The following is a 19867-nucleotide window of genomic DNA, read 5'->3' on the forward strand; positions in this document are numbered from 1 at the left end:
AACGAGGAGCCCCAGACATCGTGACCCCCAACGGACCTGTCGACGCCCCGGACGTCGTGGATGTCGTCGCGCTCGGCGAGTCCATGGTCACGTTCCTGCCCACCCGGCCCGGGCGCCTCGCCGACGTGCCGTCGTTCGAACGGGGGATCGGCGGAGCCGAGTCCAACGTGGCGTGCGTGCTCGCCGCGACCGGGCACACCGCGCGCTGGGTCGGCCGGGTCGGCACCGACGGGTTCGGCGACCACCTGGTCGAGGCGATCGCCGCGTACGGCGTCGACACCTCCGCCGTACGAAGGGATCCCGCGCGCCCGACGGGCATCTACTTCCGCACGGCGGGCGACCGGGCGAGCGACGCCCACGAGGTCGCGTACTACCGGGCCGGATCCGCCGCCTCCGCGATGACCAAGGACAACGTGGACCTGGACGCCCTGCGCTCGGGCCGCGTACTGCACCTGTCCGGCATCACCGCCGCGCTCTCCGAGGACTGCCTCGGCCTGATGCGCGAACTCACCGCGCCCCGCGCGAGGCGCCCCCTCGTCTCCTTCGACGTCAACCACCGCGCCGGTTTGTGGCGCGACGCCGACGGACCACGCGTCCTGCTCGACCTCGCGCGCGGCGCGGACATCGTGTTCGTCGGGGACGACGAGGCCCGCGCCGCCTGGGGGCTGTCCGGGGCACGGGCGATCCGTGACGCGCTGCCGGAACCGGCCGTCCTCGTCGTCAAGCAGGGCGGGGACGGGGCGACCGTGTTCGAGAGGGCCGCGGCGGGCCGCACGCCTTCGGAGGCCGGCCAGGACGCCCCCGACACCGCCACGTTCGTCCGCGCCCTGCGCGTCGACGTGATCGCGGCCGTCGGCGCGGGCGACGCCTTCGCCGCCGGGTTCCTCTCCGCCACCCTGCGCGCACTGCCCGCCCGGGAGCGGCTCCGGCACGGCCACCTCATGGCCGCCGCCGCCCTCACCGTCCACGGCGACCTCGCCGCACCCCCCTCCCGCGACCACGCCGACCGGCTGGCCGCTCTGGACGACGACGCGTGGGAGACACTTCGACTCGGCCCCGGCTGGACCGAAGCCGTCACGCGGGCCCAGGAGGAGGTACGTACCCCATGAGCCAGACCGTCGACCGAGCGCTGAGCATCCTGCCGCTGCTCGCCGAGGGCCCCGCCGACCTCGGCCAGGTCGCCGACCGCCTCGGCGTCCACAAGTCCACCGCGCTCCGCCTCCTGCGCACCCTGCACGAGCACGGCCTCGTCTACCGCCAGTCCGACCAGCGCTACCGCCTCGGCGCCCGCCTCTTCGCCCTCGCCCAGGAGGCCGTCGAGAACCTCGACGTCCGCGAGATCGCCCACCCCCACCTCGTACGGCTCAACGAGACGTGCGGGCACACCGTCCACCTCGCGGTGTACGAGGAGAACGAGGTCCTCTACATCGACAAGGTGGAGAGCCGTTACCCGGTACGCATGTACTCGCGGATCGGGAAGCCGGTCGCCATCACGGTCGCCGCCGTCGCCAAACTCCTCCTCGCCGATCTCCCCGAGCCCGAACGCCGCGCCCTGGCGGACAAGCTCGACTACCCCATGTACACGGCCCGTTCGACCCCCAACGCGCCCGCCTTCCTCAAGGAGCTGGCCACGGTGCGCGAACAGGGCTGGGCCACCGACCTCGGTGGCCACGAGGAGTCCATCAACTGCGTCGCGGCCCCCATCCGCGGCGCCGACGGACGCGTCGTCGCCGCGATGTCGGTCTCCGCGCCGAACGTCGTCGTCACCGCCGACGAACTCCTCACCCTGCTCCCGCTGGTGCGCCGGACCGCCGACGCCATCAGCCACGAGTACTCCGGCAAGCCCCCAGCCAAGGAAGAGAGTTCCCGACGTCCATGACCGAGAAGACCGCCCTCACCCCCAAGACCCACACCACGCCGCCCGCGAAGTTCTCGCACGGCGTGAAGAAGGGGAACATCCTCCAGGTCGCCGGACAGGTCGGCTTCCTCCCGGCCGAGGAGGGCAAGCCGCCCACGCCCGCCGGTCCCACCCTGCGTGAACAGACCCTCCAGACCCTCGCCAACGTTCAGGCGATCCTCGAAGAGGGCGGCGCGAGCTGGGACGACGCGATGATGATCCGCGTCTACCTCACGGACGTCGACCACTTCGCCGAGATGAACCAGATCTACAACACCTACTTCGAGGAGCAGGGCCTCACCGCGCCCCCCGCCGCTCGCACCACGGTCTACGTCGGCCTGCCGGCCGGCCTCCTCATCGAGATCGACGCGCTCGCCGTACTGGGCTGAGCGACCCCCTCGAACTCCCGCACCCCGTACGTCATCACGGCACGGCCTCCCTCCCCATGGGACGCCGTACCGCGATCCCCCCTGCCCGAAAGCCGCATGCCCCACTTACCCGACTGCAGAGGTCCCCCGCCCATGTCCTCACCCATGCTGCTCGCCGCCACCACCGCACCACCGGTCCCACCCCACACCGGCGGCCTGATCGCCCTCATCCACGGCACCGCCGGTCTGCTGACCGTCGCCGCGCTCGGCATCGCCCTGCTCCTCGTCCTGATCATCAAGGCGAGACTCCAGCCCTTCGTGGCGCTGCTCGCGGTCTCCATAGCCGTCGGCCTCGCGGCCGGTCTCTCCGTCACCGAACTCTTCGGCACGGTCCAGCGCTCCGACGCCGTCTCCCTCATCGAGTCCGGCATGGGCGGCACCCTCGGCCACATCGCGATCATCATCGGGCTCGGCACGATGCTCGGCGCGATCCTCGAAGTCAGTGGCGGGGCTGAGGTGCTGGCGTCCCGTCTGCTGAACCTCTTCGGCGAGGAGCGGGCGCCCCTCGCCATGGGCCTCACCGGCCTCATCTTCGGTATCCCGGTCTTCTTCGACGTCGGCATCTTCGTCCTGGCGCCGATCGTGTACGCGGCAGCCAAACGCGGCGGCAAGTCGATCCTGCTCTACTGCCTGCCCCTGCTCGCGGGTCTCTCCATGACCCACGCGTTCCTGCCGCCGCACCCGGGCCCGGTCGCCGCGGCGGGACTGCTCCACGTACAGCTCGGCTGGGTCATCCTCATGGGCATCGTCTGCGGCATCCCCGCCGTGCTCGCCGCCTGGGTCTGGTCCGCGTGGATCGGCAGGCGGATCTTCGTCCCCGTACCGCAGGACATGGCCGAGGCCGCCGACGAGGCGAGGGCCGCGCTGGTCGAGGAGCAGCGGGCCGCCGGGGTCGCGCCGCAGGAGAAGCCGGTGCCGCTCGGCACGGTCCTGGCCATCATCGGTACGCCGCTGGTGCTGATCCTGCTCGCGACCTTCTCCTCGATCGCCTTCGACCCCTCCACGGGCCGCTCGGTCATCGAGTTCTTCGGCCATCCCTTCGTCGCGCTGACGATCGCGCTGCTCCTGGCGTACTACCTGCTCGGCATCCGCCGCGGCTGGTCCCGCACGTCGCTGGAGACGGTGTCCACGGCCTCGCTGAAGCCGGTCGGCAACATTCTGCTGGTGGTCGGCGCCGGCGGGGTCTTCGGCGCGGTCCTCAAGGGCAGCGGGGTCGCCCAGGCCCTCTCCGACACCTTCAACGACGTCGGCCTGCCGGTGATCGTCCTCGCCTACCTCATCTCCCTGGTCCTGCGTGTCGCCCAGGGCTCGGCCACGGTCGCCATCGTCACCACGGCCGGCATCGTGGCCCCGCTGCTGACCGAGGGCGACCACTCCCAGGCCTTCGTCGCCCTGGTCATCATGGCGATCTCGGCGGGCTCCATCTTCGCCTCGCACGTCAACGACGGCGGCTTCTGGATGGTCGCGAAGTACTTCGGCATCTCCGAACGGGACACCCTCAAGACCTGGACGGTTCTGGAGTCGGTGCTGTCGGTGGCGGGCTTCGCGGTGGCGGCGGTGGTGAGCCTGTTCGTGTAGGTACGGGGCCACTTCGTGCAACAGTCGCGTTGCCAACTTGGGGGCTGGCTGTGTCCGACACAGGATCTTCGACCATACTGCCCGCTGTGGAGCAGCGCATAGGTTCGAAGAGCCAGCCCCTGGACGCCGCCGCGGTGAACCCGGCGTACATCCCCGGGCTCACGTCACCCGCGAAGGCGGAGCCGAAGGACGCGGCCGTCGAGGAGGCCGCGTCCGAAGAGGCCGCGTCCGAGGAGGCGGTTGTTGTCGAGGACGCCGCCCCCGAGACGGCGGTCGCCGAGGAGGCATCCGCCGAGCCCGAAGAGGAGGCCACCTCCGAATCCGACTCGGACTCCGAGCCCGAACCGGACCCGGACGGTCCGGTGTTCGAGGCGTCCGACCGGCGCGCCTCGATCAAGGCCGACCACAGCGGCGTACGGCTGCGTCTGGACGACCAGGAGGCGGAGTTCCGCTGGGACGAGATCGGCGCCGTCGAGACGGAGTCGCCCCGCTTCGGGAAGCGGTTCACCATCACGGTGCACACCCCGGACCGCCGCTGGTACCCGATCGAGATCGAGGCGACGGCCCGGACGCGCTTCAAGGAGTGGGAGGACCAGCTGGACGCGGTCCTGGACGCCTACTTCGAAGACGGTGAGGATTCTGAAGAGGCCCCGGACGAGAGCGCCCCGTAGGGGCGCGGGGAACTGCGCGACCAGCCACATCCGGCCCGCAGTTCCCCACCCACCGGTTTGTCCCATTCCTAGCTGCAGTACTGCGTCGCCTTCCCGATCGACCGGTACATGCAGTCCGCGTTCTCCAGCAACTGCAACACCGCGTCCCGGTTCCGTGAGGTCTCCCGCTCGATGACCTCGTCGGGTGGGTAGAACCCACCTCCGGAACTGGACGTCGGATACATCTCGAAGGTGTAGTCGAAGATCTTCTGACTGCCCCAGAGGTAGTCGTCGATCGACCCGTCGGTGATGTACAGGTCGCTGGACTGCTCCGGGGTGTACCCGTTGCTGGCCGCCATCTTCTGGCCGACCGCCTTGAACGCGGCGGCGTCGTCCGCGGTCATGCCGGTCGCGGTGTCGGCCGTGGTGTACCCGAAGGGCCACAACACGAGTTCGCTGTACGTGTGGAAGTCGATCCCGGCCTTGATCTGCTGCTTCCCGCCGACGACCCGGCCGCGCACGAAGTCCGCGACGACCTTCACCTCGGGCGCGGACTCGGCGGATGCGCCGCGGTAGGTCTCGGAGGACGTGGAGCCGGACGAGCCGCCGCAGCAGCCCCACTTGTAGTTCCAGTTGCGGTTGAGGTCCGTACCGACGTACGAGGAACCGGAGTTGGGCTGGCGATTCTTGCGCCAGGAGCGGTAGGAGCCGGTCGCGATGTCGTACTCTCCGCCGTCCGGATTGAGGTCCGGGACGATCCAGATCTCACGGTTGTTCACCATGTCGGTGACCCGGGAGTCGCTGCCGTACCCGGCCCCGAGCTCGCGCAGCAGATACAGCGCCATCTCGACGGTCAGGTGCTCGCGGGCGTGCTGGTGGAAGGTGAGGAGGACCTCGGGCTCGTTCTCGTCGGTGGCCACGTTGTCGCTGACCTTGATGGCGACGATGTCCCGGCCCTGGTACGACTTGCCGATCACCCGCTTGCTCATGATGCTCGGGTAGGCCGCGAGCCGCTGGTCGATCTCCGTGTTCATCTCGGTGTAGTTGTGGTACTTCGAGTCGGCCGAGGGGAAGTCGAGGAGGCGGACGTCACCGGCGCCGTCGGACCGGTTCGGCGCGGACCCCAACAGGGAGACCTCGTAGCCGAGTCGGCGCAGCTTTTCGACCTGGTCGGCGCGGCCCGAGACGACGACGGTCTCCTCGTCGGCCTCGTCCACGGTGACGCCGGTCCGCTGGATGGCGGTGCGGGTCACCGGGGTGGTGCTCTGGTGGATCTCGTACTGGCGGATGTCGTCGGCCGAGGGCGCGGGGGCCTTCGCTCCGGTCGCCGTGGCGTGGGTGGCGGTGGCGGTGATCGGGGCGGCGAGGGCGAGCGCGAGCAGGGTCGCGAGGGTGGCGGTGCGCCTGCCGCGTCTGTGAAGTCGCATGAAGTCTCCTTGGCGGAGTGTGGGGGGTGGAACCAGTGCGACGTACGGAGTGCGGGTGTGGCGCTCATGGTGAGGGGTTGGCATGCGCAGGTCAAGAGTCGCTAAAGGGCCGGTGGCGGAAACCGGTCATGCGGCGGACCCCGCCGGCAGGTCCGCCCGACGGGGTCCGAGTGGGTGGGGGAACTCAGCCCAGGCCGCGCCACTTCGCACTGAGGGCGATCGCCCGGAGCTGCTTCGTCGTGAGCGCGGGGGTGGTGCGCGTCGCGGCGGTCACCTGGCTGCCGGAGTTGAAGGCACTGACCACCACGCGGAACCCGTCGGTCCTGATGGTGTCGGCGGTCCACATGACGACGCCGGCGCCGCCCTTCTTGCCCGGCTCCTCGCGCGTGATGACCTTCGTGCCGTCGGCCAGCGTCTCGGTGCCCGCCCCGAAGAGCTGGTGCTCGACGTCCGACATGCTCGGCTGCACGTTGATCTGGACCAGGCTCCTGCCCTTGCCGTCGTCGACGACGGCATAGGCGTACCCGCTGTCCGGGCCGCTCTTGGCGACCACCTTGACGCCCTTGGGCAGCAGCGAGACGAGCGTGGAAGCGACCGCGCCGCCGTCGATGCCCGAGGGCTGTGCGGGTGCCGCCGTCGGGGCCCTGGGGTCCACCGGGATCGCGTCGACGACGCCCAGCCACGCGCCGGCCGTGGCGAGCGTCTTCAACCGTCCGGGAGACAGGGGGGGTTCGGCCCTGCTGACCGGCGCGCCCTTCTCGGCCGCGGCGTTCCATTCGCTCACGCTGACGTGCTGACCCCTGGGGGTCACGAGGTCCGCCGTCCACAGCTTCGTGTCCGCACGGCGGTCCGGGTACTCGTACCCCTGGAAGATCTTGAGCGCCGAGCCGTCGGGGAGCCTGGTCACGACGCAACTGTCGTACGGCGCCAGGACCTTGTCCGGGCACTCGACGGCCTGGCGGGTCTGCTCGCTGCCCGGCAGGTCCCGGCCGAGACCGACGGCGATGGCCGCCTCGCCCTTGCCGTCGTTGTAGACGACCTGGGCGTACGGCGGCAGCTGCTCGTCCGTGCCGCGTGCTTCCGCCGAGCTGAACTTGCCCCGCGGGAGCAGCTTCTCGAGGATGCCGATCAGTTCGTCGCCGGTGTACGACGCCTTGGGGGTGGCCGAAGCGACGGGGGTCTTCGCACCGGTGGCCACGGACTGCCGCCCGTCGTCGCCGCCCGGTACGAGGAGTGCCCCGCCGAGGCCCACGAGCGCGACCGAGGCCACGCCCGCCACGACGGCGGCCCTGCGCCGCAGCAGCAGTCGGTGGCCGCGCGTCTCGCCGGCGGCGACCAGGGCGCGCCGGTCGGTCTCGTAGGCTCCGCCGGCCTGGTGCAGGGCCTCGCCGAGCCGTTCCTCGAAACGGTCCTCGTGGTCGTGGTCGCGATGGTGGTCGGGGTACGGGTCGTGTTCGTGGTCGCGGTCGTCAACGGGCATGGCGAATCACCCTCTCTGCTCTCCGTAAGGGCTGTCTGTCGGAGCGGTCTGTACGGTCGTCGGCGCTGGCGCCGGGCCGGGGTCAGGGTCTTGCGTGCTCGCCGAGGGCGTCCCCGAGCAGCAGCCGCAGCCGGGCGAGCGCGCGGGTGCAGCGGGTGCGTACGGCGGCCGAGCTCACGTTCATGGCCTCGGCGGTCTCCTCGACGCTGCGGTCCTCCCAGTAGCGCAGCACGACCACGGCCCGGTCCTTGGCGGACAGCCGGCCGAGCGCCTCGACCAGGGTCAGCCGCAGGGGTGTGTCGGTGTCGGCCGCGCGTGGGTCGGGAAGGTCGGGGAACTCGTCCGTGGCGCGTTCCCGGCTGCTGCGGCGCCGCTGGTGGGCGAGGAAGGTACGGGTGAGGACGGTCTGCGCGTATCCGGCGGGGTTGCCGACGCGGGAGACCCGGTACCAGCGGACGTACAGGCGACCGAGGGTCTCCTGCACCAGGTCCTCGGCGAGATGGGTGTCCCCGCCGGTGAGCAGACAGGCGGAACGGTAGAGATGCCCCGCCCGCGCCGCCGCGAACTCGGCGTACTCGTCCCCCCGTACCTGTCTCATCCCGCCCCCGTGTCTGTGGTACCGCCGCCTTCACCTCATTGATGCGCCGGCCCCCCGGAAATGTTTCAGCGGACGACGAGAAGGTCCAGAAGGGGCCCACAGAGGGCCCTCCACGTAGGGGATCCCCGTACGCCGGATAGGTTGCCGGAGTGACTGACCAGCCGCCCGCCTCCACCCCACCGGGCTTCGGCCCGCCCCCTCCGCGGTATGCCCCGCAGTACGCCCCGCAGCCGCCCCAGCCCCCGGCGCCCGGCCCGGAGTTCCTTGCGGTCGACAAGCACAACTCGGTCGTGGTCGACGCGTCGGGTGTGGCCTTCGAGATGTACGACATCACGGTCGACTTCCCCTGGCCCGAGATCCGCAGCGTCCACTACAAGGCGAGCCCCAACGGCAAGGCCCTGATGGTCGCCGTGGTCCACCTGGACGGCAGGGTCTACGAGTGCGTGGTGACCGCGAAGCCGCGGGAGTTGCTGCGGGGGTGGTTCGCACAGTTGGCGTGGGTGTTGGGGTACTACCGGCCGATGGGGTAGCCGTCCGACGGCTCAGAGCAGGTGGTCGGCCCTGCCCGCCTTGATGTCGAGGATCATGGTGCGGAGCGCTTCGCGGGTGTCGGTGAGGTAGGTGTCTTCAGCGCCGGCTATGGCGATGTAGGCGTTGCCTTGGGGGTCGGTGCCGAGGCGGAAGCAGTTGTTGCCTTCACCGCAGAACGGGTCTTCCCAGGCGATGTGGTCGGTCACGACGTCTCCTACAGTTCGTGGGTGATCCGTTGGATGAGGTCGCGTGACGCTGCTGGGGTCATCGCCGCACCGTCCATCCAGTCCAGATGGGCACGGTACTTCGTGAGCTGAGCCTCGGCGTGGGTGAATTCCGGTCCGTGGGCCGAGTCCAGTTGCACGGTGTCGAGCCGGGGCACGGCCCCGTCCGCGAAGAGCACCGCGTGTCCCGCGCCGGGGAACCCGCCCTTGGACGTGGGGATCACACGGACCCCGATGTTCTCGCGCTCGGACTGGGCGCCCAGATGGCCGAGTTGCTGCCGGGTCGCGCCCGCCCCGCCGTACGGCATGCGCAGGGCTGCTTCATGGACGTAGGCGGTGTACGGGAGCGGGTCCGGCCGCTCGAAGACCTGCTGGCGTTCCATCCGATGTGCGACCCGCAGTTCGACCTCGAGCCGGGTCAGCGGCGGCAGGACGGCGGCGAAGACGGCTCGGGCGTATTCCTCGGTCTGGAGCAACCCCGGTGCGTGCATGACCTGAGCGGTCCGGACACGGGTGGCGTGCCACTCCAGCTCCGCGATGTCCAGGAGCCCGGAGGGCAGCGTGCCCCGATGGCGCTCCCACCAGCCGCGCTCCTTTCCGTCCGCCATGGCCACCAGGGCTTCGACATAACCCTTGTCCGTACAGGCGTAGTTGCATGCGAGGGTGCGGACACGCTCGGGCGAGAAGGGGCGGATACCCGACTCCATGTTGGACAGCCGTGTTCTGTCGATGCCGAGAAGACCCGCCGCGTACTCCGTGGTGGATCCCGCCGCCAGGCGCATCTTTCGCAGCTCGGCACCGAGACGCTTCTGCCGTTCCGTCGGGGTGGTTCTGGTTGCCATGGCGACAGTCTGCCTGCGTCTGGCGGGGCAGGCCCACGCCCTAAGGGGGTAATTATCCCCAAGGTGATGGACACAGTGACCCCGCAATCCCTGCATTCGGTAACGCGCCAGCCACTCTTGGCAGTTGGAAGTGCACCCGCAGGCCCCTGCCCGCGACAGGCCACCGCTGCCCTCCCCCAGGAGGACCGATGTCCGCATGCCCCCTCGCGACCGCCTACCCCGCCGACCCCACCCGGCCCAGCGTTCCGCCCAACGTCCTCAACGAGGTGAAACTGGCCTCTGCCGAGACCGGGGTCAGCCAGAAGCTGCTGCTGGCCATCTTGTGGCAGGAGCAGCAGTGGTACCAGAACTCCAACCCGAGCCTGAGCGGGCCGCTGACCGAGTTCGGTCGGTTCTTCGACTGGAGCCTCACCCTCGGAGCGAAGCCCGACAAGTCGCTGGGCATCACGCACATGAAGCTGGAGACGGCCCGGTCGGTCGTAGACCAGCACCGCGAGGCGTTCCAGCTCGAAGATGGCAGATACCTCAGTGACCTGAGCGACGCCGAACTCGCCGCGAACATCGAGGGCACCCCGACCTGGACGTCCGGTTGAGCGCGTACCACCTCTCGGACCTGCGCGACGATCCCTACGGCGCCGACACGGACAAGCAGTTGTTCACCCTTTACGCCGCCGACACCCCGGACGTGCGGGAGAAGAACGAGCAGTACGGTGACGACTCCGACCACCGCGGCGCCGACATCAAGGTCCGAGGCAAGAACTGGGACAAGATGGAGCCGCACCTCGACGATGCGATGGCCTGGAACGCACTCAGCGACGATGAACGCGCGAAGGCCATCGCGCAGTTGGAGTCGCAGACTCCCGCAGGACACCACGTCTCCCTCGACCCGCTCCACAGCACCGGCCAGACCACGGGCACCGGCACCGGCGAGCCCGAACCGGGAACACCGTCACCGAGCCCCGGCCCGACCCCCACGCCGCCAGGAGCCCACTGACCCCATGAAGAGGACCGCAGCAGCGCTGATCGCATGTCTCCTGGCGGTACCGCTCACCGCATGTGACGCCTTCAAGGCCCCCAGCTCCGATCAGCTCACCCCCATGCCCGGCAACGTCCCTACGACGCCGCAGTACCGGACGGCGGATGACGTGGTGGCTGCGCTCGAGCGAGGGGGCATCACCTGTGACGTGCTCCGGCGCAAGGCCGGTGGCCTCGACTGCAGGACAGCGATCGACGGAGCGGAGGTGGAGAACCAGATCCAGGTGCTGGATCCCAAGAAGTCCAGCCGGAACGAGGTCGGGGACTCCATCGCCAGCTGGCGCAGCAGCGGCAACACCGTCGTGGCCGCCGGCAACTGGTTCATCCGCGTCCTGCCCAACGGCTCCCCCGACTACTCCGTAAAGATCGCCAAAGCCCTCGACGCCGTCGTCCTTCCTCCTCTGTATCGCCTGCCCGCCATCCCCCCAGAAGCCCGATACAAGAGCGTTGACGCGCTCGCCGACGCGCTGGGCAAGTCCGTCGGCTGCGACCGGCGGAAGACGGAGTCAGCCGACCAAGTGCTGTGTGCGACGCAGGCGGCGAAGACGCGCCCCTGCGGTCGGTCCGGCGACGGAAGCGACGCCCACCTCGTGCTGCACGACAGCTCCGCCGCCCGGAACGACTACATCCGGCTGCTCCTCAGCGACGACCACGTTCCCTACCACATCGCCACGGCGGGGAACTGGACCATCCAGTTCTGCGACACCGCCACCGGGCAGGAAGCGGCCCGGGAACTCGGAGGGGTCGTGGTCGACCACAAGGCGAACGAGTGAATGAGTACAGCTCGAACGCGCCTTCCGCACATCTGATCCGCGCGCCCTCTGCCGGGACTGCGGGGAACGCCATGGTCGCCACCAGGCCGAGGCGGTCCACTCGGCCGCCTGAGCCGAGACCGACGGTGAGCACTTGTTCTGGCGCCGACCCAGGACAGGTCGCCGGAACAAACCCCTCGGCCCGCCACCGCCGAGACCGATCGCACCGGGCAACAAGCCGGTATGCGACGACGGCCTCGGGCGGGGCGGGCCGTGCTCAGGGGACGTGGAGAGAGGCGCGTCAGCCGAGCGCGTGCACGTGCGCCCCCACCGAGTTCGACCACGCGTTGCCCGCCGACGCGTCCCAGTTCGTCGACCAGGTCATCGCGCCGCGCAGGTCCGGGTAGGTCCTGGAGGGCTTGAAGGAACCGCAGTTGGTGCCGTTGGCCAGGCAGTCCAACGCGTTGTTCACCACCGTCGGAGAGACATAGCCGCTGCCCGCGCCGCTCGTCGAGGCCGGCAGGCCCAGGCCTACCTGGGAGGGGGCCAGGCCGCCCTGGAGCTGGATGCAGGCGAGGGCGGTGAGGAAGTCGACCGAGCCCTGGCTGTAGACCTTGCCGTCGCAGCCCAGCATCGAACCGCTGTTGTAGTACTGCATGTTGACGACCGTCAGGATGTCCTTGATGTTCAGGGCCGTCTGGAAGTACGCGTTCGACGTGGACTGCATGTCGATCGTCTGCGGGGCCATCGTGATGATGAGAGACGAGCCCGCCTTGGCGGAGAGGGACCTCAGGGCCTGCGTCATGTACGTCGCGTCGAGGCCGTTCTCCAGGTCGATGTCGACGCCGTCGAAGCCGTACGTCTGCATCAGGGAGTAGACGGAGTTCGCGAAGTTCGTCGCGGACGTGGAGTCGCTGATCGACACCGTGCCGTTCTGGCCGCCGATGGAGATGACGACCTTCTTGCCCGCGGCCTGCTTCGCCTTGATGTCCGCCTTGAACTGGTCGACGGTGTAGCCGCCCAGCCCGGCCGAGTCGAGGTTGAAGGTCACCGCGCCCGGCGTGGTCGTCGCGTCCGCGAAGGCCACCGCGATGATGTCGTACTGGGACTGCACGGCGGAGATCTTCTGGACCGTCGCGCCGTTGTTGAAGTTCTGCCAGTAGCCCGTGACGGCGTGCTTGGGCAGGGTGCCGCCACCGCCGCCCGAGGACGCGGTCGTCGTGCCCGTCACCGCCGTCGACTTCGCCGACTCACCCGCCGCGTTCGTCGCCGTGACCTGGAAGGAGTACGAGGTGGAGGCCGCGAGGGACGAGACGGTCGCCGAGGTCCCCGTCGTCGACTGGACCTTCGTACCCGCCTGGTAGACGTTGTAGCCCGTCGCGCCCGACACCGTGTTCCAGGAGAGGGAGACGGAGGAGGACGTGGTGGAGGAGACCGTCAGACCGGTGGGCGCCGCCGGGATCGTGGGGGCCGGGTCGCCGCCTCCGCCGCCATCGGGGCCGAAGACCGAGAGGTCGTCGGCGTAGTACGGGGCCTGGCCGTACCACCCGTGCGTGTACACCGTCACCGAGGTCGTCGACGCGCCCGTGGTGAAGGTGGTCGAGAGCTGCTTCCAGGAGGCGGAGTCGGGGGTCCAGGTCGAGACGTCCGTGGTGCCGGTGCCCGTCACGCCCAGATAGGCGTACCCGCCCTGCAGCCACGTGCTCAGCGTGTACGTCGCGTTGGGCTTGACCGCGACGGCCTGGGTGCACTGGGCGTTGTCCTGCCCGGCGGGCGTGCCCTTGAGCGCGGCCGAGCCGCCGTGCACCGGCGAGGAGACGGTCGTACCGCTGCCCGCCGTACAGGTCCAGTTGCTCAGGCCCGACTCGTAGCCGCCGTTCTTCGCGTTGTTGACGTCCGCCGCCTGGGCCTGGCCCGCCAGACCGGTGAGGGAGAGGACGGAGGCGGTGACGACGGCGGCGAGGGCGCCCGCCCATCTCCGTCGGGGCGGTCGGGGCATACGTATGACGCGGTCCACTGGGACCTCCGGTGAGGGGAGGGGAGGGGGAGAAGAGGGGATGCGGAACGGTGGCCACCGTCGTACGTTGCTGGCGTACAAGTTGGTCCAGACCAATTGGGTTGTCAAGACCTCTGGCGGGTGACAGGGGTGGCCGGGTGCCTCAATGGGCCCACGGGGTGGGCGACTTGTGGCATATTCGTCTCACTCTCCGTTGATCAAGGCCGTACCTTCCGTGAGTTGATGTGGAAGATTCGGTGTTGAGGCGGCCATGCCGTGGATATGGTGCTGATGCAAGAGGACGTCACAGGGGCCATCTGAGGCGGTGGTCGACCACCCCGCCACAGTGAACGGGGTGTGTGCAGCGTGCCGACCGCGATAGCCGTCACCAGTCCCGATCTGGTGCTCCCGCCGCACGACCGGCAGACCCCACCCGCCGTGGTCCAGCCCCTCGACAGTCTCGAAAGCTCCCTCACGGGCATGCACGCCCTCATCGAGCAGCACGGGTACGTCATCGCGCTCTACCCGGCCTCGGTCGAGGACGCGGTCACCCGGCGGCTGCACACCGTCCGCTCCGTCCTGGAGAGTGACCGCATCGCCCTGCTCGGCATCGACCTGCCGCCGCTCGGAGTGGCCCTGCTGGGCCAGCAGTTGCGGCAGCTGTCGGTCTGCGACTTCAGCCCGGGCGTGCTCGCCTCCTCCGCCCGGCTGCTCGCCCACTACATCTACGCCGGGGCTCTGCTCGGCTCGGTCGCCAAGCTCGACCGGGTTCCGGTGACGCTGAAGTCGCACGCCAAGTCATGGGTGCCGGGCGCCCAGTTCGCCGTACTGTCCCATCCACGCCCGCAGCTGGCCCGGATCGGGCAGGACGAGCTGACCGGGCCCGAGTTCGGCACCCGGCTGCTCGTCGCCGCGGGCCAGCCGCCCTCCGACTGGGTCACGGCGACCCTCGCGCCCGCCTGGCGGGTGCAGGGCGTCGCGACCGTACCGCTGCCGCAGGAGTCGGCCCGCTGGTGGGGCACCACCAAGCTCGCCGAGTTCGCCGCCGGTCTGTACGACGTCTCCGTGCTCTACCAGCTCGTGTCGTCCGTCCGCCGGGAGGAGTGCCACTGGTGCGGTCTCGAACTCATCGGTGACCGCTGCGGGTTCTGTGCCGCGCCGCTGCCCCCGCCTCCCGAGCTTCCGACGGCCACGGTGCGGGCAGCATCCTCAGTACGCGCTCTGCCCCGAGGCGCAACTTGAGCACCCGCAGTACACGTGAAGAGCACCAGGCACGACCGCTCGACCCCGCCGTCCCCGCCCCACGATCGAGGTTGTCCGCGTCATGAACTCACGCCAGCGCCGCGGCGTCATCCTGCTGGTCCTCTCGGTCCTGTGCGCCCTGGGCGCCTTCGCCGGAGTGCTCTCGGTCATCCGCGACGTGAACTCCAAGGTCGGCCCGGAGGTGGCGGCGTACCGCCTGAAGGACGACATCGCGCCCTACAAGGAGCTGTCGGCCGACCAGTTCCAGAAGGTCTCGATGCCCAAACGCTGGCTGTCGAGCACAGCGGTCACGAACCTCGGCCAGATCCGCGGGAAGATCGCCGTCACCCAGCTCCAGAAGGGCTCCCTGCTCCAGGCCGACATGATCGTGGACCGGCCCGCGCTGGAGGCGGGCCAGCAGGAGATCGCGATCATGATCGACGCGGCGACCGGCGTGGCCGGAAAGATCGACCCCGGCTCCCGGGTCAACATCTACGCCACCTTCAAGGCCGAGAACGACAAGCAGAAGGACCAGTCCAAGGTCATCGTCGCCAACGCCCGCGTCATCGACGTCGGCAAGCTCACCGCCCTCGACCCCGGCCAGTCCACCAACGACCGGCGCAACAGCGCCACCCAGGCCGTCCCCATCACCTTCGCGCTCGACACCGCCGACGCCCAACGCGTCGCGTACGCCGAGTCGTTCGCCGAACACGTCCGCCTCGCCCTGGTCGCGGGCGGCTCCGACGCGACCGTCGCCCCCGGCGACCGTACGTACACCCTCGACGAGGACAAGTAGGAGGCCGCGCATGAGGTCCACGCCCACGGGGCTGTGCCGATGACCATCCGTATCCTCCCGGCCGTCGGTGACGTCGACTCGGCCCGCGCGCTCGCCACCCTGCTGAGCCAGCTCGCGGACGCCGAGCCGGCCCCGCCCGTCTCCGACTCGACGGCGCTCCTCGACACCCTGGCGCGGCTCGCCACCGAGTCCCTCGACGAGCTGCCCGAAGTGGTCCTGGTCCACGAACGCATAGGTCCCGTACCGGCGTTGGACCTGATCCGCGACGTGGTCATGCGCTTCCCCGCGATCGGCGTCGTCTTCATCACCGCGGACACCAGCACCGGAGTCCTCACCGCCGCCATGGACTCCGGCGCCCGCGGCATCATCGGCCTCCCGCTGGGCTACGACGCCCTCGCCGAACGCGTCCAGGCCGCCGCCGGGTGGTCGCTCGGCATGCGCCGCCACCTCGGCAGCGGCACCCCCGAGCTGTACGCGGGCCCCGGCGGCACCGTCGTCACCGTCACCGGGGCGAAGGGCGGCGTCGGAGCGACGGTCACCGCCGTCGAACTCGCCCTCGCCGCCCAGGCGTCGGGGCGCAGCGTCGCGCTGGTCGACCTCGACCTGCAGTCCGGGGACGTGGCCTCGTACCTGGACGTCCAGTTCCGGCGGTCGATCGCCGACCTCGCCGGAATCAGCGACATCAACCACCGCGTCCTCCAGGACGCCGTCTACACCCACGACAGCGGAGTGGGCCTCCTGCTGGCCCCGGCCGAGGGCGAGCGCGGCGAGGAGGTCACCGACCGGGTGACCCGCCAGGTCCTGGGCGCCCTGCGCTCCCGCCACGACGTCGTGGTCGTCGACTGCGGCGCCCAGATGAACTCCGCGACCGCCGCGGCCGTCGAGATGGCCGACCGGGCCCTGCTCCTCGTCACCCCCGACGTGGTCGCCGTGCGCGCCGCCAAACGCATGGTCCGCATGTGGGACCGCCTCCAGATCCGCAAGGCGGAGGAGACGACCACGGTCGTCAACCGTTTCGCCCGCGGTACGGAGATCCAGCCCTCCCTCGTCGAACGCGTCACCGGCACCAAGGTCGCCCGCACCCCCGTCCCCGCCGCCTTCAAGGAACTCCAGTCCGTCGTCGACGCGGGGCGCCTCCAGGACCTGGACACCCGCTCCACGGTCAAGCAGGCGCTGTGGGCGCTGGCGGGGGAACTCGGTCTCGTGGTCGCCCAGGAGACCGGCGGGGGAGGCGGCAGGCGCCGCAAGACCTCCTCGGACCGGGGCGCACTGGCCCTGCGGCGCAAGGGCGGCGACCGGGGCGCGGTCACCCTCGAATTCGCCGGCATGTTCCCCATCCTGCTCGTCGTGATGACGATCCTGTGGCAGTGCGTGCTGTACGGCTACTCGTACTCGCTGGCCGGGAACGCGGCGGACGAGGCGGCGCGGGCGGCGACGGCGGCGTACGCGGTCAACGGTGACGTACCCGGGGCGTGCCAGACGGCCGGGAGCAAGCATCTGCCGGGCGCCTGGAACGGTGCCAAGATCAGCTGCGGCGCGGCGGGCTCGGTGATGAAGGCCACCGTGAAGGTCGACGTGCCGCTCTTCTTCCCGGGCTTCGACGCCGGCTTCAAGGTGAAGGGGAACGCGGGCGCCGCGCTGGAGGGGAACAACGGATGAGGCCCCTACGGTGGCTGAGGCGTCGGCTCCGCGACGACCGGGGCGTCTCCATGCTGGAGTTCGCCGGGTTCCTGCCCATCCTGCTCGTCATCGGGATGGCCGCCATTCAGCTGGGCCTCATCGGGTACGGGATCAACCAGGCGGGGACGGGGGCGCGGGCGGCGGCACGGGTCGCCTCGCAGGAGGGCAACGACGCGGGCACGGCGGCCGGACATGCCGCCGTGAGCGGCTGGCTCAAGCCGAACGTGACGCCCGACGAGGGCGCCGACCTCACCACGGCGACGGTCACCGTGAGAGTCCCCGGAGTGATCCCCCTCTTCGGCCCCTACACCGTCACCCGCCACGCCACCATGCCCACCGACAACTGACCCGGAAACGGAACACCGACGAATGACCGGGAGGAGCTGAACCCATGAGTCTGCGCAGCCGACTCTCCACCCCCGACGAGTCGGGCCCCGCCCGCGAGGACGGACACCTCGTCGCCGTCTACCGAGCCAAGCTCCTCGAGGAGATCGACCTCGCGGAGATGTCGAGCCTGGCGGCGGCCGAACGCCGGGTACGCCTGGAGCGCGTGCTCGGCCACATCATCAGCCGTGAGGGCCCGGTCCTGTCCTCCGCCGAGCGCTCCCAGCTGATCCGGCGGGTCGTCGACGAGGCCCTCGGCCTCGGCGTCCTGGAACCGCTGCTCGCCGACGCGTCGATCACCGAGATCATGGTCAACGGGCCGGACTCCATCTTCGTGGAGCGGGCGGGACGGGTCGAACAGCTCCCTCTCCGTTTCGCCTCCCACGACCAGCTGATGCAGACCATCGAGCGCATCGTCTCCACGGTCAACCGCCGCGTCGACGAGTCGAACCCCATGGTCGACGCCCGACTCCCCACCGGCGAGCGCGTCAACGTCATCATCCCGCCGCTCGCCCTCACCGGCCCCACCCTCACCATCCGCCGCTTCCCCCGTGCCTACACCCTCCCCGAACTCATTGATCTCGGCTCGCTCGACGAGCAGATGCTGATGCTGCTCGCGGCCTTCGTGCGGGCCCGCTTCAACGTCATCGTCAGCGGCGGCACCGGCAGCGGGAAGACGACCCTGCTCAACGCCCTCTCCGGCCTGATCCCGTCCCGCGAGCGCATCATCACCATCGAGGACTCGGCCGAACTCCAGCTCCAGCAGGAACACGTCATCCGGCTGGAGTCCCGCCCCCCGAACGTCGAGGGCAAGGGCCACATCACCATCCGCGACCTGGTCCGCAACTCCCTCCGTATGCGTCCCGACCGCATCATCGTCGGCGAGGTCCGCGGCGGCGAGACCCTCGACATGCTCCAGGCGATGTCGACCGGTCACGACGGGTCCCTGGCCACCGTCCACGCGAACTCCGCCGAGGACGCCCTCATGAGGCTCCAGACCCTCGGCTCGATGTCCGAGGTCCAGATCCCCTTCGAGGCGCTGAAGGACCAGATCAACTCGGCCGTGGACGTCGTCGTCCAGCTCACCCGCCACGCCGACGGCTCCCGCAAGGTCACCGAGATAGCCCTGGTCGTCTCACACGGCCGCGAACAGTTCCGCGTCGTCCCCGTCACCCGCTTCGTCCCCCGCCCCGCAGGACCCGACCGTGTCGTGCACGGCCGTTTCGAGCACCTGCCGGTGCCGCGCCAGGTCGCCGAGAAGCTGTACGTCGCCAACGAACCGCTGCCGCCCGCGTTCGGCGTGGCCGAGGTCCTCGACGTACTCGACACGAGGCGGGCCATCGGATGACCGACCCCGCCCCCGAAGGGAGGCAGCCATGAACGACCCCGCACTCCTCGCCCTCGGCGCCACCGTGCTGTGCGGCACCCTCGCCGTCGCGGGCGTCCACCTGTACGCCTCGGGCCGTGCCCAGCGCCAGGCCCTCGTCGACCGCCTCTCCGGCGGCGGCCCGCTGCGCACCGCGGCCGGCCGCGTACGCCGTTTCGCCGCGATCGACCGCCGACTGCGCCGCACCCGCCTCGGCCGGACGATCCACCTGCGCCTGTCGGCGACGGGCCTGGACGTGACGGCGGGGGAGTTCGCCACGTACGTCACGGCCGTCGTCGTCGCGCTGTGGCTGATCGCCGCGTCGGTGCTGGCCCCCTTCTTCGGTCCGATCGCCGCCCTCGTGGGCGTGTGGAGCGCGGCCATCTTCCTCAACTGGCAGCGCCAGAAACGCATCGAGGCCTTCATCGGCCAACTCCCCGACGTGGCACGCCTGCTGGCCAACGCCACCGCCGCGGGACTGGCCCTGCGGACGGCGCTGGCGATGGCGGCGGAGGAGCTCGAAGCCCCTGCGGGCGAGGAACTCGCCCACGTGGCCGACCAGTTGATGCTGGGCCGCACCATCGACGACGCCCTCGGTGAACTCTCCGAGCGCCTCCCGTCCCGTGAGCTGATCGTCCTCGTCACGACCCTGGTCCTCGCCAACAAGGCCGGCGGTTCGGTCGTCAGCTCCCTACGCAACCTCACCCACACCCTGGAGGACCGCAAGGAGACCCGTCGCGAGGTCCGCACCATGCTCTCCGAGGTCAACGCCACCGCCTTCACGGTCCCGATGCTCGGCCTCGGCTCGCTGCTCCTGATCAACTCCTCGAACGAGGGCGCCCTCGCCCGTGTCACCGGCTCCGGCCTCGGCCAGACCCTCGTCCTGATCTCGCTCGGCCTCTACACCGTCGGCTTCTTCGTCATCCGCCGCCTCGGCAAGATCGAAGTCTGAGAGAGGAGG

At 70.1% G+C, this 19867-nt stretch carries 21 protein-coding genes; 15 read left to right on the top strand and 6 right to left on the bottom strand.

Annotation, left to right across the window (positions count from 1 at the left end; all coding sequences use genetic code 11):
• Positions 1-20 precede the first annotated feature (20 nt).
• The 5 genes from AAFF41_RS30080 to AAFF41_RS30100 all read left to right on the top strand — a co-directional run bounded on the left by AAFF41_RS30080 (position 21) and on the right by AAFF41_RS30100 (position 4574).
• Positions 21-1109, top strand: coding sequence for a sugar kinase (locus AAFF41_RS30080; RefSeq protein WP_319746785.1), 1089 nt, complete (start codon positions 21-23; stop codon positions 1107-1109).
• Entirely contained in the window at positions 1106-1879 is a 774-nt protein-coding gene (locus AAFF41_RS30085) for an IclR family transcriptional regulator (RefSeq protein ID WP_060899204.1), read from the top strand. Before AAFF41_RS30080 ends, AAFF41_RS30085 begins: the two co-directional genes overlap by 4 nt.
• A complete protein-coding gene (locus AAFF41_RS30090) occupies positions 1876-2286 on the top strand; it encodes a RidA family protein (protein ID WP_054234976.1) in 411 nt (136 codons plus the stop codon). Before AAFF41_RS30085 ends, AAFF41_RS30090 begins: the two co-directional genes overlap by 4 nt.
• 132 nt (positions 2287-2418) lie before the next feature.
• On the top strand, positions 2419-3903 hold the full coding sequence (locus tag AAFF41_RS30095; protein WP_319746778.1) for a GntP family permease: 1485 nt from the start codon (positions 2419-2421) through the stop codon (positions 3901-3903).
• An 86-nt stretch (positions 3904-3989) separates the two neighbouring features.
• Entirely contained in the window at positions 3990-4574 is a 585-nt protein-coding gene (locus tag AAFF41_RS30100; protein ID WP_319746775.1) for a hypothetical protein, read from the top strand.
• 68 nt (positions 4575-4642) lie between these two features.
• Here AAFF41_RS30100 and AAFF41_RS30105 read toward each other — a convergent pair whose 3' ends face one another.
• The 3 genes from AAFF41_RS30105 to AAFF41_RS30115 all read right to left on the bottom strand — a co-directional run bounded on the left by AAFF41_RS30105 (position 4643) and on the right by AAFF41_RS30115 (position 8058).
• Positions 4643-5980, bottom strand: a complete 1338-nt coding sequence (locus AAFF41_RS30105; protein WP_319746770.1) for a M14 family metallopeptidase — start codon at positions 5978-5980, stop codon at positions 4643-4645.
• 184 nt (positions 5981-6164) lie between these two features.
• On the bottom strand, positions 6165-7460 hold the full coding sequence (locus tag AAFF41_RS30110; protein WP_319746767.1) for a hypothetical protein: 1296 nt from the start codon (positions 7458-7460) through the stop codon (positions 6165-6167).
• Between the two features lie 82 nt (positions 7461-7542).
• Entirely contained in the window at positions 7543-8058 is a 516-nt protein-coding gene (locus tag AAFF41_RS30115) for a SigE family RNA polymerase sigma factor (protein WP_343324921.1), read from the bottom strand.
• 149 nt (positions 8059-8207) lie between these two features.
• Between AAFF41_RS30115 and AAFF41_RS30120 the strand changes: the two genes are divergently transcribed.
• On the top strand, positions 8208-8588 hold the full coding sequence (locus AAFF41_RS30120) for a hypothetical protein (RefSeq protein WP_319746762.1): 381 nt from the start codon (positions 8208-8210) through the stop codon (positions 8586-8588).
• Positions 8589-8600: 12 nt separating this feature from the next.
• Here the strand turns inward: AAFF41_RS30120 and AAFF41_RS30125 are convergent, their stop codons facing one another.
• Both AAFF41_RS30125 and AAFF41_RS30130 read right to left on the bottom strand, forming a co-directional pair.
• On the bottom strand, positions 8601-8795 hold the full coding sequence (locus AAFF41_RS30125; RefSeq protein ID WP_099920878.1) for a hypothetical protein: 195 nt from the start codon (positions 8793-8795) through the stop codon (positions 8601-8603).
• A gap of 8 nt (positions 8796-8803) precedes the next feature.
• A complete protein-coding gene (locus tag AAFF41_RS30130; RefSeq protein WP_343324922.1) occupies positions 8804-9655 on the bottom strand; it encodes a helix-turn-helix domain-containing protein in 852 nt (283 codons plus the stop codon).
• 188 nt (positions 9656-9843) lie between these two features.
• On the opposite strand from AAFF41_RS30130, the gene AAFF41_RS30135 reads away from it, so the two are divergent.
• The 3 genes from AAFF41_RS30135 to AAFF41_RS30145 are packed head-to-tail and all read left to right on the top strand — an operon-like array spanning position 9844 to position 11463.
• Positions 9844-10248 (top strand): hypothetical protein, encoded by a 405-nt coding sequence (locus AAFF41_RS30135; RefSeq protein WP_343324923.1) that lies wholly within the window; start codon positions 9844-9846, stop codon positions 10246-10248.
• Positions 10245-10649 (top strand): hypothetical protein, encoded by a 405-nt coding sequence (locus AAFF41_RS30140; RefSeq protein ID WP_319746756.1) that lies wholly within the window; start codon positions 10245-10247, stop codon positions 10647-10649. Before AAFF41_RS30135 ends, AAFF41_RS30140 begins: the two co-directional genes overlap by 4 nt.
• Before the next feature lie 4 nt (positions 10650-10653).
• Entirely contained in the window at positions 10654-11463 is an 810-nt protein-coding gene (locus AAFF41_RS30145) for a hypothetical protein (protein WP_343324924.1), read from the top strand.
• Between the two features lie 280 nt (positions 11464-11743).
• Here AAFF41_RS30145 and AAFF41_RS30150 read toward each other — a convergent pair whose 3' ends face one another.
• Entirely contained in the window at positions 11744-13441 is a 1698-nt protein-coding gene (locus tag AAFF41_RS30150) for a chitinase (protein WP_343324925.1), read from the bottom strand.
• Between the two features lie 363 nt (positions 13442-13804).
• On the opposite strand from AAFF41_RS30150, the gene AAFF41_RS30155 reads away from it, so the two are divergent.
• The 6 genes from AAFF41_RS30155 (at position 13805) to AAFF41_RS30180 (ending at position 19858) form a co-directional block, all read left to right on the top strand.
• The gene (locus AAFF41_RS30155) at positions 13805-14680 is read left to right on the top strand and encodes a hypothetical protein (protein WP_319746750.1); all 876 of its coding nucleotides are present in this window, start codon (positions 13805-13807) and stop codon (positions 14678-14680) included.
• An 82-nt stretch (positions 14681-14762) separates the two neighbouring features.
• On the top strand, positions 14763-15476 hold the full coding sequence (gene cpaB, locus AAFF41_RS30160) for a Flp pilus assembly protein CpaB (RefSeq protein WP_319746749.1): 714 nt from the start codon (positions 14763-14765) through the stop codon (positions 15474-15476).
• Between the two features lie 39 nt (positions 15477-15515).
• A complete protein-coding gene (locus tag AAFF41_RS30165; RefSeq protein WP_343324926.1) occupies positions 15516-17135 on the top strand; it encodes a CpaE/TadZ family protein in 1620 nt (539 codons plus the stop codon).
• On the top strand, positions 17132-17503 hold the full coding sequence (locus AAFF41_RS30170; protein WP_319746745.1) for a TadE/TadG family type IV pilus assembly protein: 372 nt from the start codon (positions 17132-17134) through the stop codon (positions 17501-17503). The genes AAFF41_RS30165 and AAFF41_RS30170 overlap by 4 nt, the downstream gene beginning before the upstream one ends.
• A 44-nt stretch (positions 17504-17547) precedes the next feature.
• Complete coding sequence (locus AAFF41_RS30175; protein WP_060901399.1) at positions 17548-18888, top strand: TadA family conjugal transfer-associated ATPase; 1341 nt, start codon at positions 17548-17550, stop codon at positions 18886-18888.
• A gap of 28 nt (positions 18889-18916) precedes the next feature.
• Complete coding sequence (locus AAFF41_RS30180) at positions 18917-19858, top strand: type II secretion system F family protein (protein ID WP_343324927.1); 942 nt, start codon at positions 18917-18919, stop codon at positions 19856-19858.
• Positions 19859-19867: the final 9 nt, after the last annotated feature.

This window comes from Streptomyces mirabilis (assembly GCF_039503195.1).
Taxonomy (GTDB): domain Bacteria; phylum Actinomycetota; class Actinomycetes; order Streptomycetales; family Streptomycetaceae; genus Streptomyces; species Streptomyces mirabilis_D.

Coding starts and splice junctions, on each gene's coding strand:
- AAFF41_RS30085 (WP_060899204.1), top strand. CDS start 1,106: ATGAGCCAGACCGTCGACCGAGCGCTGAGCATCCTGCCGCTGCTCGCC.
- AAFF41_RS30175 (WP_060901399.1), top strand. CDS start 17,548: ATGAGTCTGCGCAGCCGACTCTCCACCCCCGACGAGTCGGGCCCCGCC.
- AAFF41_RS30180 (WP_343324927.1), top strand. CDS start 18,917: ATGAACGACCCCGCACTCCTCGCCCTCGGCGCCACCGTGCTGTGCGGC.
- cpaB (WP_319746749.1), top strand. CDS start 14,763: ATGAACTCACGCCAGCGCCGCGGCGTCATCCTGCTGGTCCTCTCGGTC.
- AAFF41_RS30115 (WP_343324921.1), bottom strand. CDS start 8,058: ATGAGACAGGTACGGGGGGACGAGTACGCCGAGTTCGCGGCGGCGCGG.
- AAFF41_RS30090 (WP_054234976.1), top strand. CDS start 1,876: ATGACCGAGAAGACCGCCCTCACCCCCAAGACCCACACCACGCCGCCC.
- AAFF41_RS30170 (WP_319746745.1), top strand. CDS start 17,132: ATGAGGCCCCTACGGTGGCTGAGGCGTCGGCTCCGCGACGACCGGGGC.
- AAFF41_RS30110 (WP_319746767.1), bottom strand. CDS start 7,460: ATGCCCGTTGACGACCGCGACCACGAACACGACCCGTACCCCGACCAC.
- AAFF41_RS30130 (WP_343324922.1), bottom strand. CDS start 9,655: ATGGCAACCAGAACCACCCCGACGGAACGGCAGAAGCGTCTCGGTGCC.
- AAFF41_RS30135 (WP_343324923.1), top strand. CDS start 9,844: ATGTCCGCATGCCCCCTCGCGACCGCCTACCCCGCCGACCCCACCCGG.
- AAFF41_RS30145 (WP_343324924.1), top strand. CDS start 10,654: ATGAAGAGGACCGCAGCAGCGCTGATCGCATGTCTCCTGGCGGTACCG.
- AAFF41_RS30095 (WP_319746778.1), top strand. CDS start 2,419: ATGTCCTCACCCATGCTGCTCGCCGCCACCACCGCACCACCGGTCCCA.
- AAFF41_RS30105 (WP_319746770.1), bottom strand. CDS start 5,980: ATGCGACTTCACAGACGCGGCAGGCGCACCGCCACCCTCGCGACCCTG.
- AAFF41_RS30165 (WP_343324926.1), top strand. CDS start 15,516: ATGACCATCCGTATCCTCCCGGCCGTCGGTGACGTCGACTCGGCCCGC.
- AAFF41_RS30150 (WP_343324925.1), bottom strand. CDS start 13,441: ATGCCCCGACCGCCCCGACGGAGATGGGCGGGCGCCCTCGCCGCCGTC.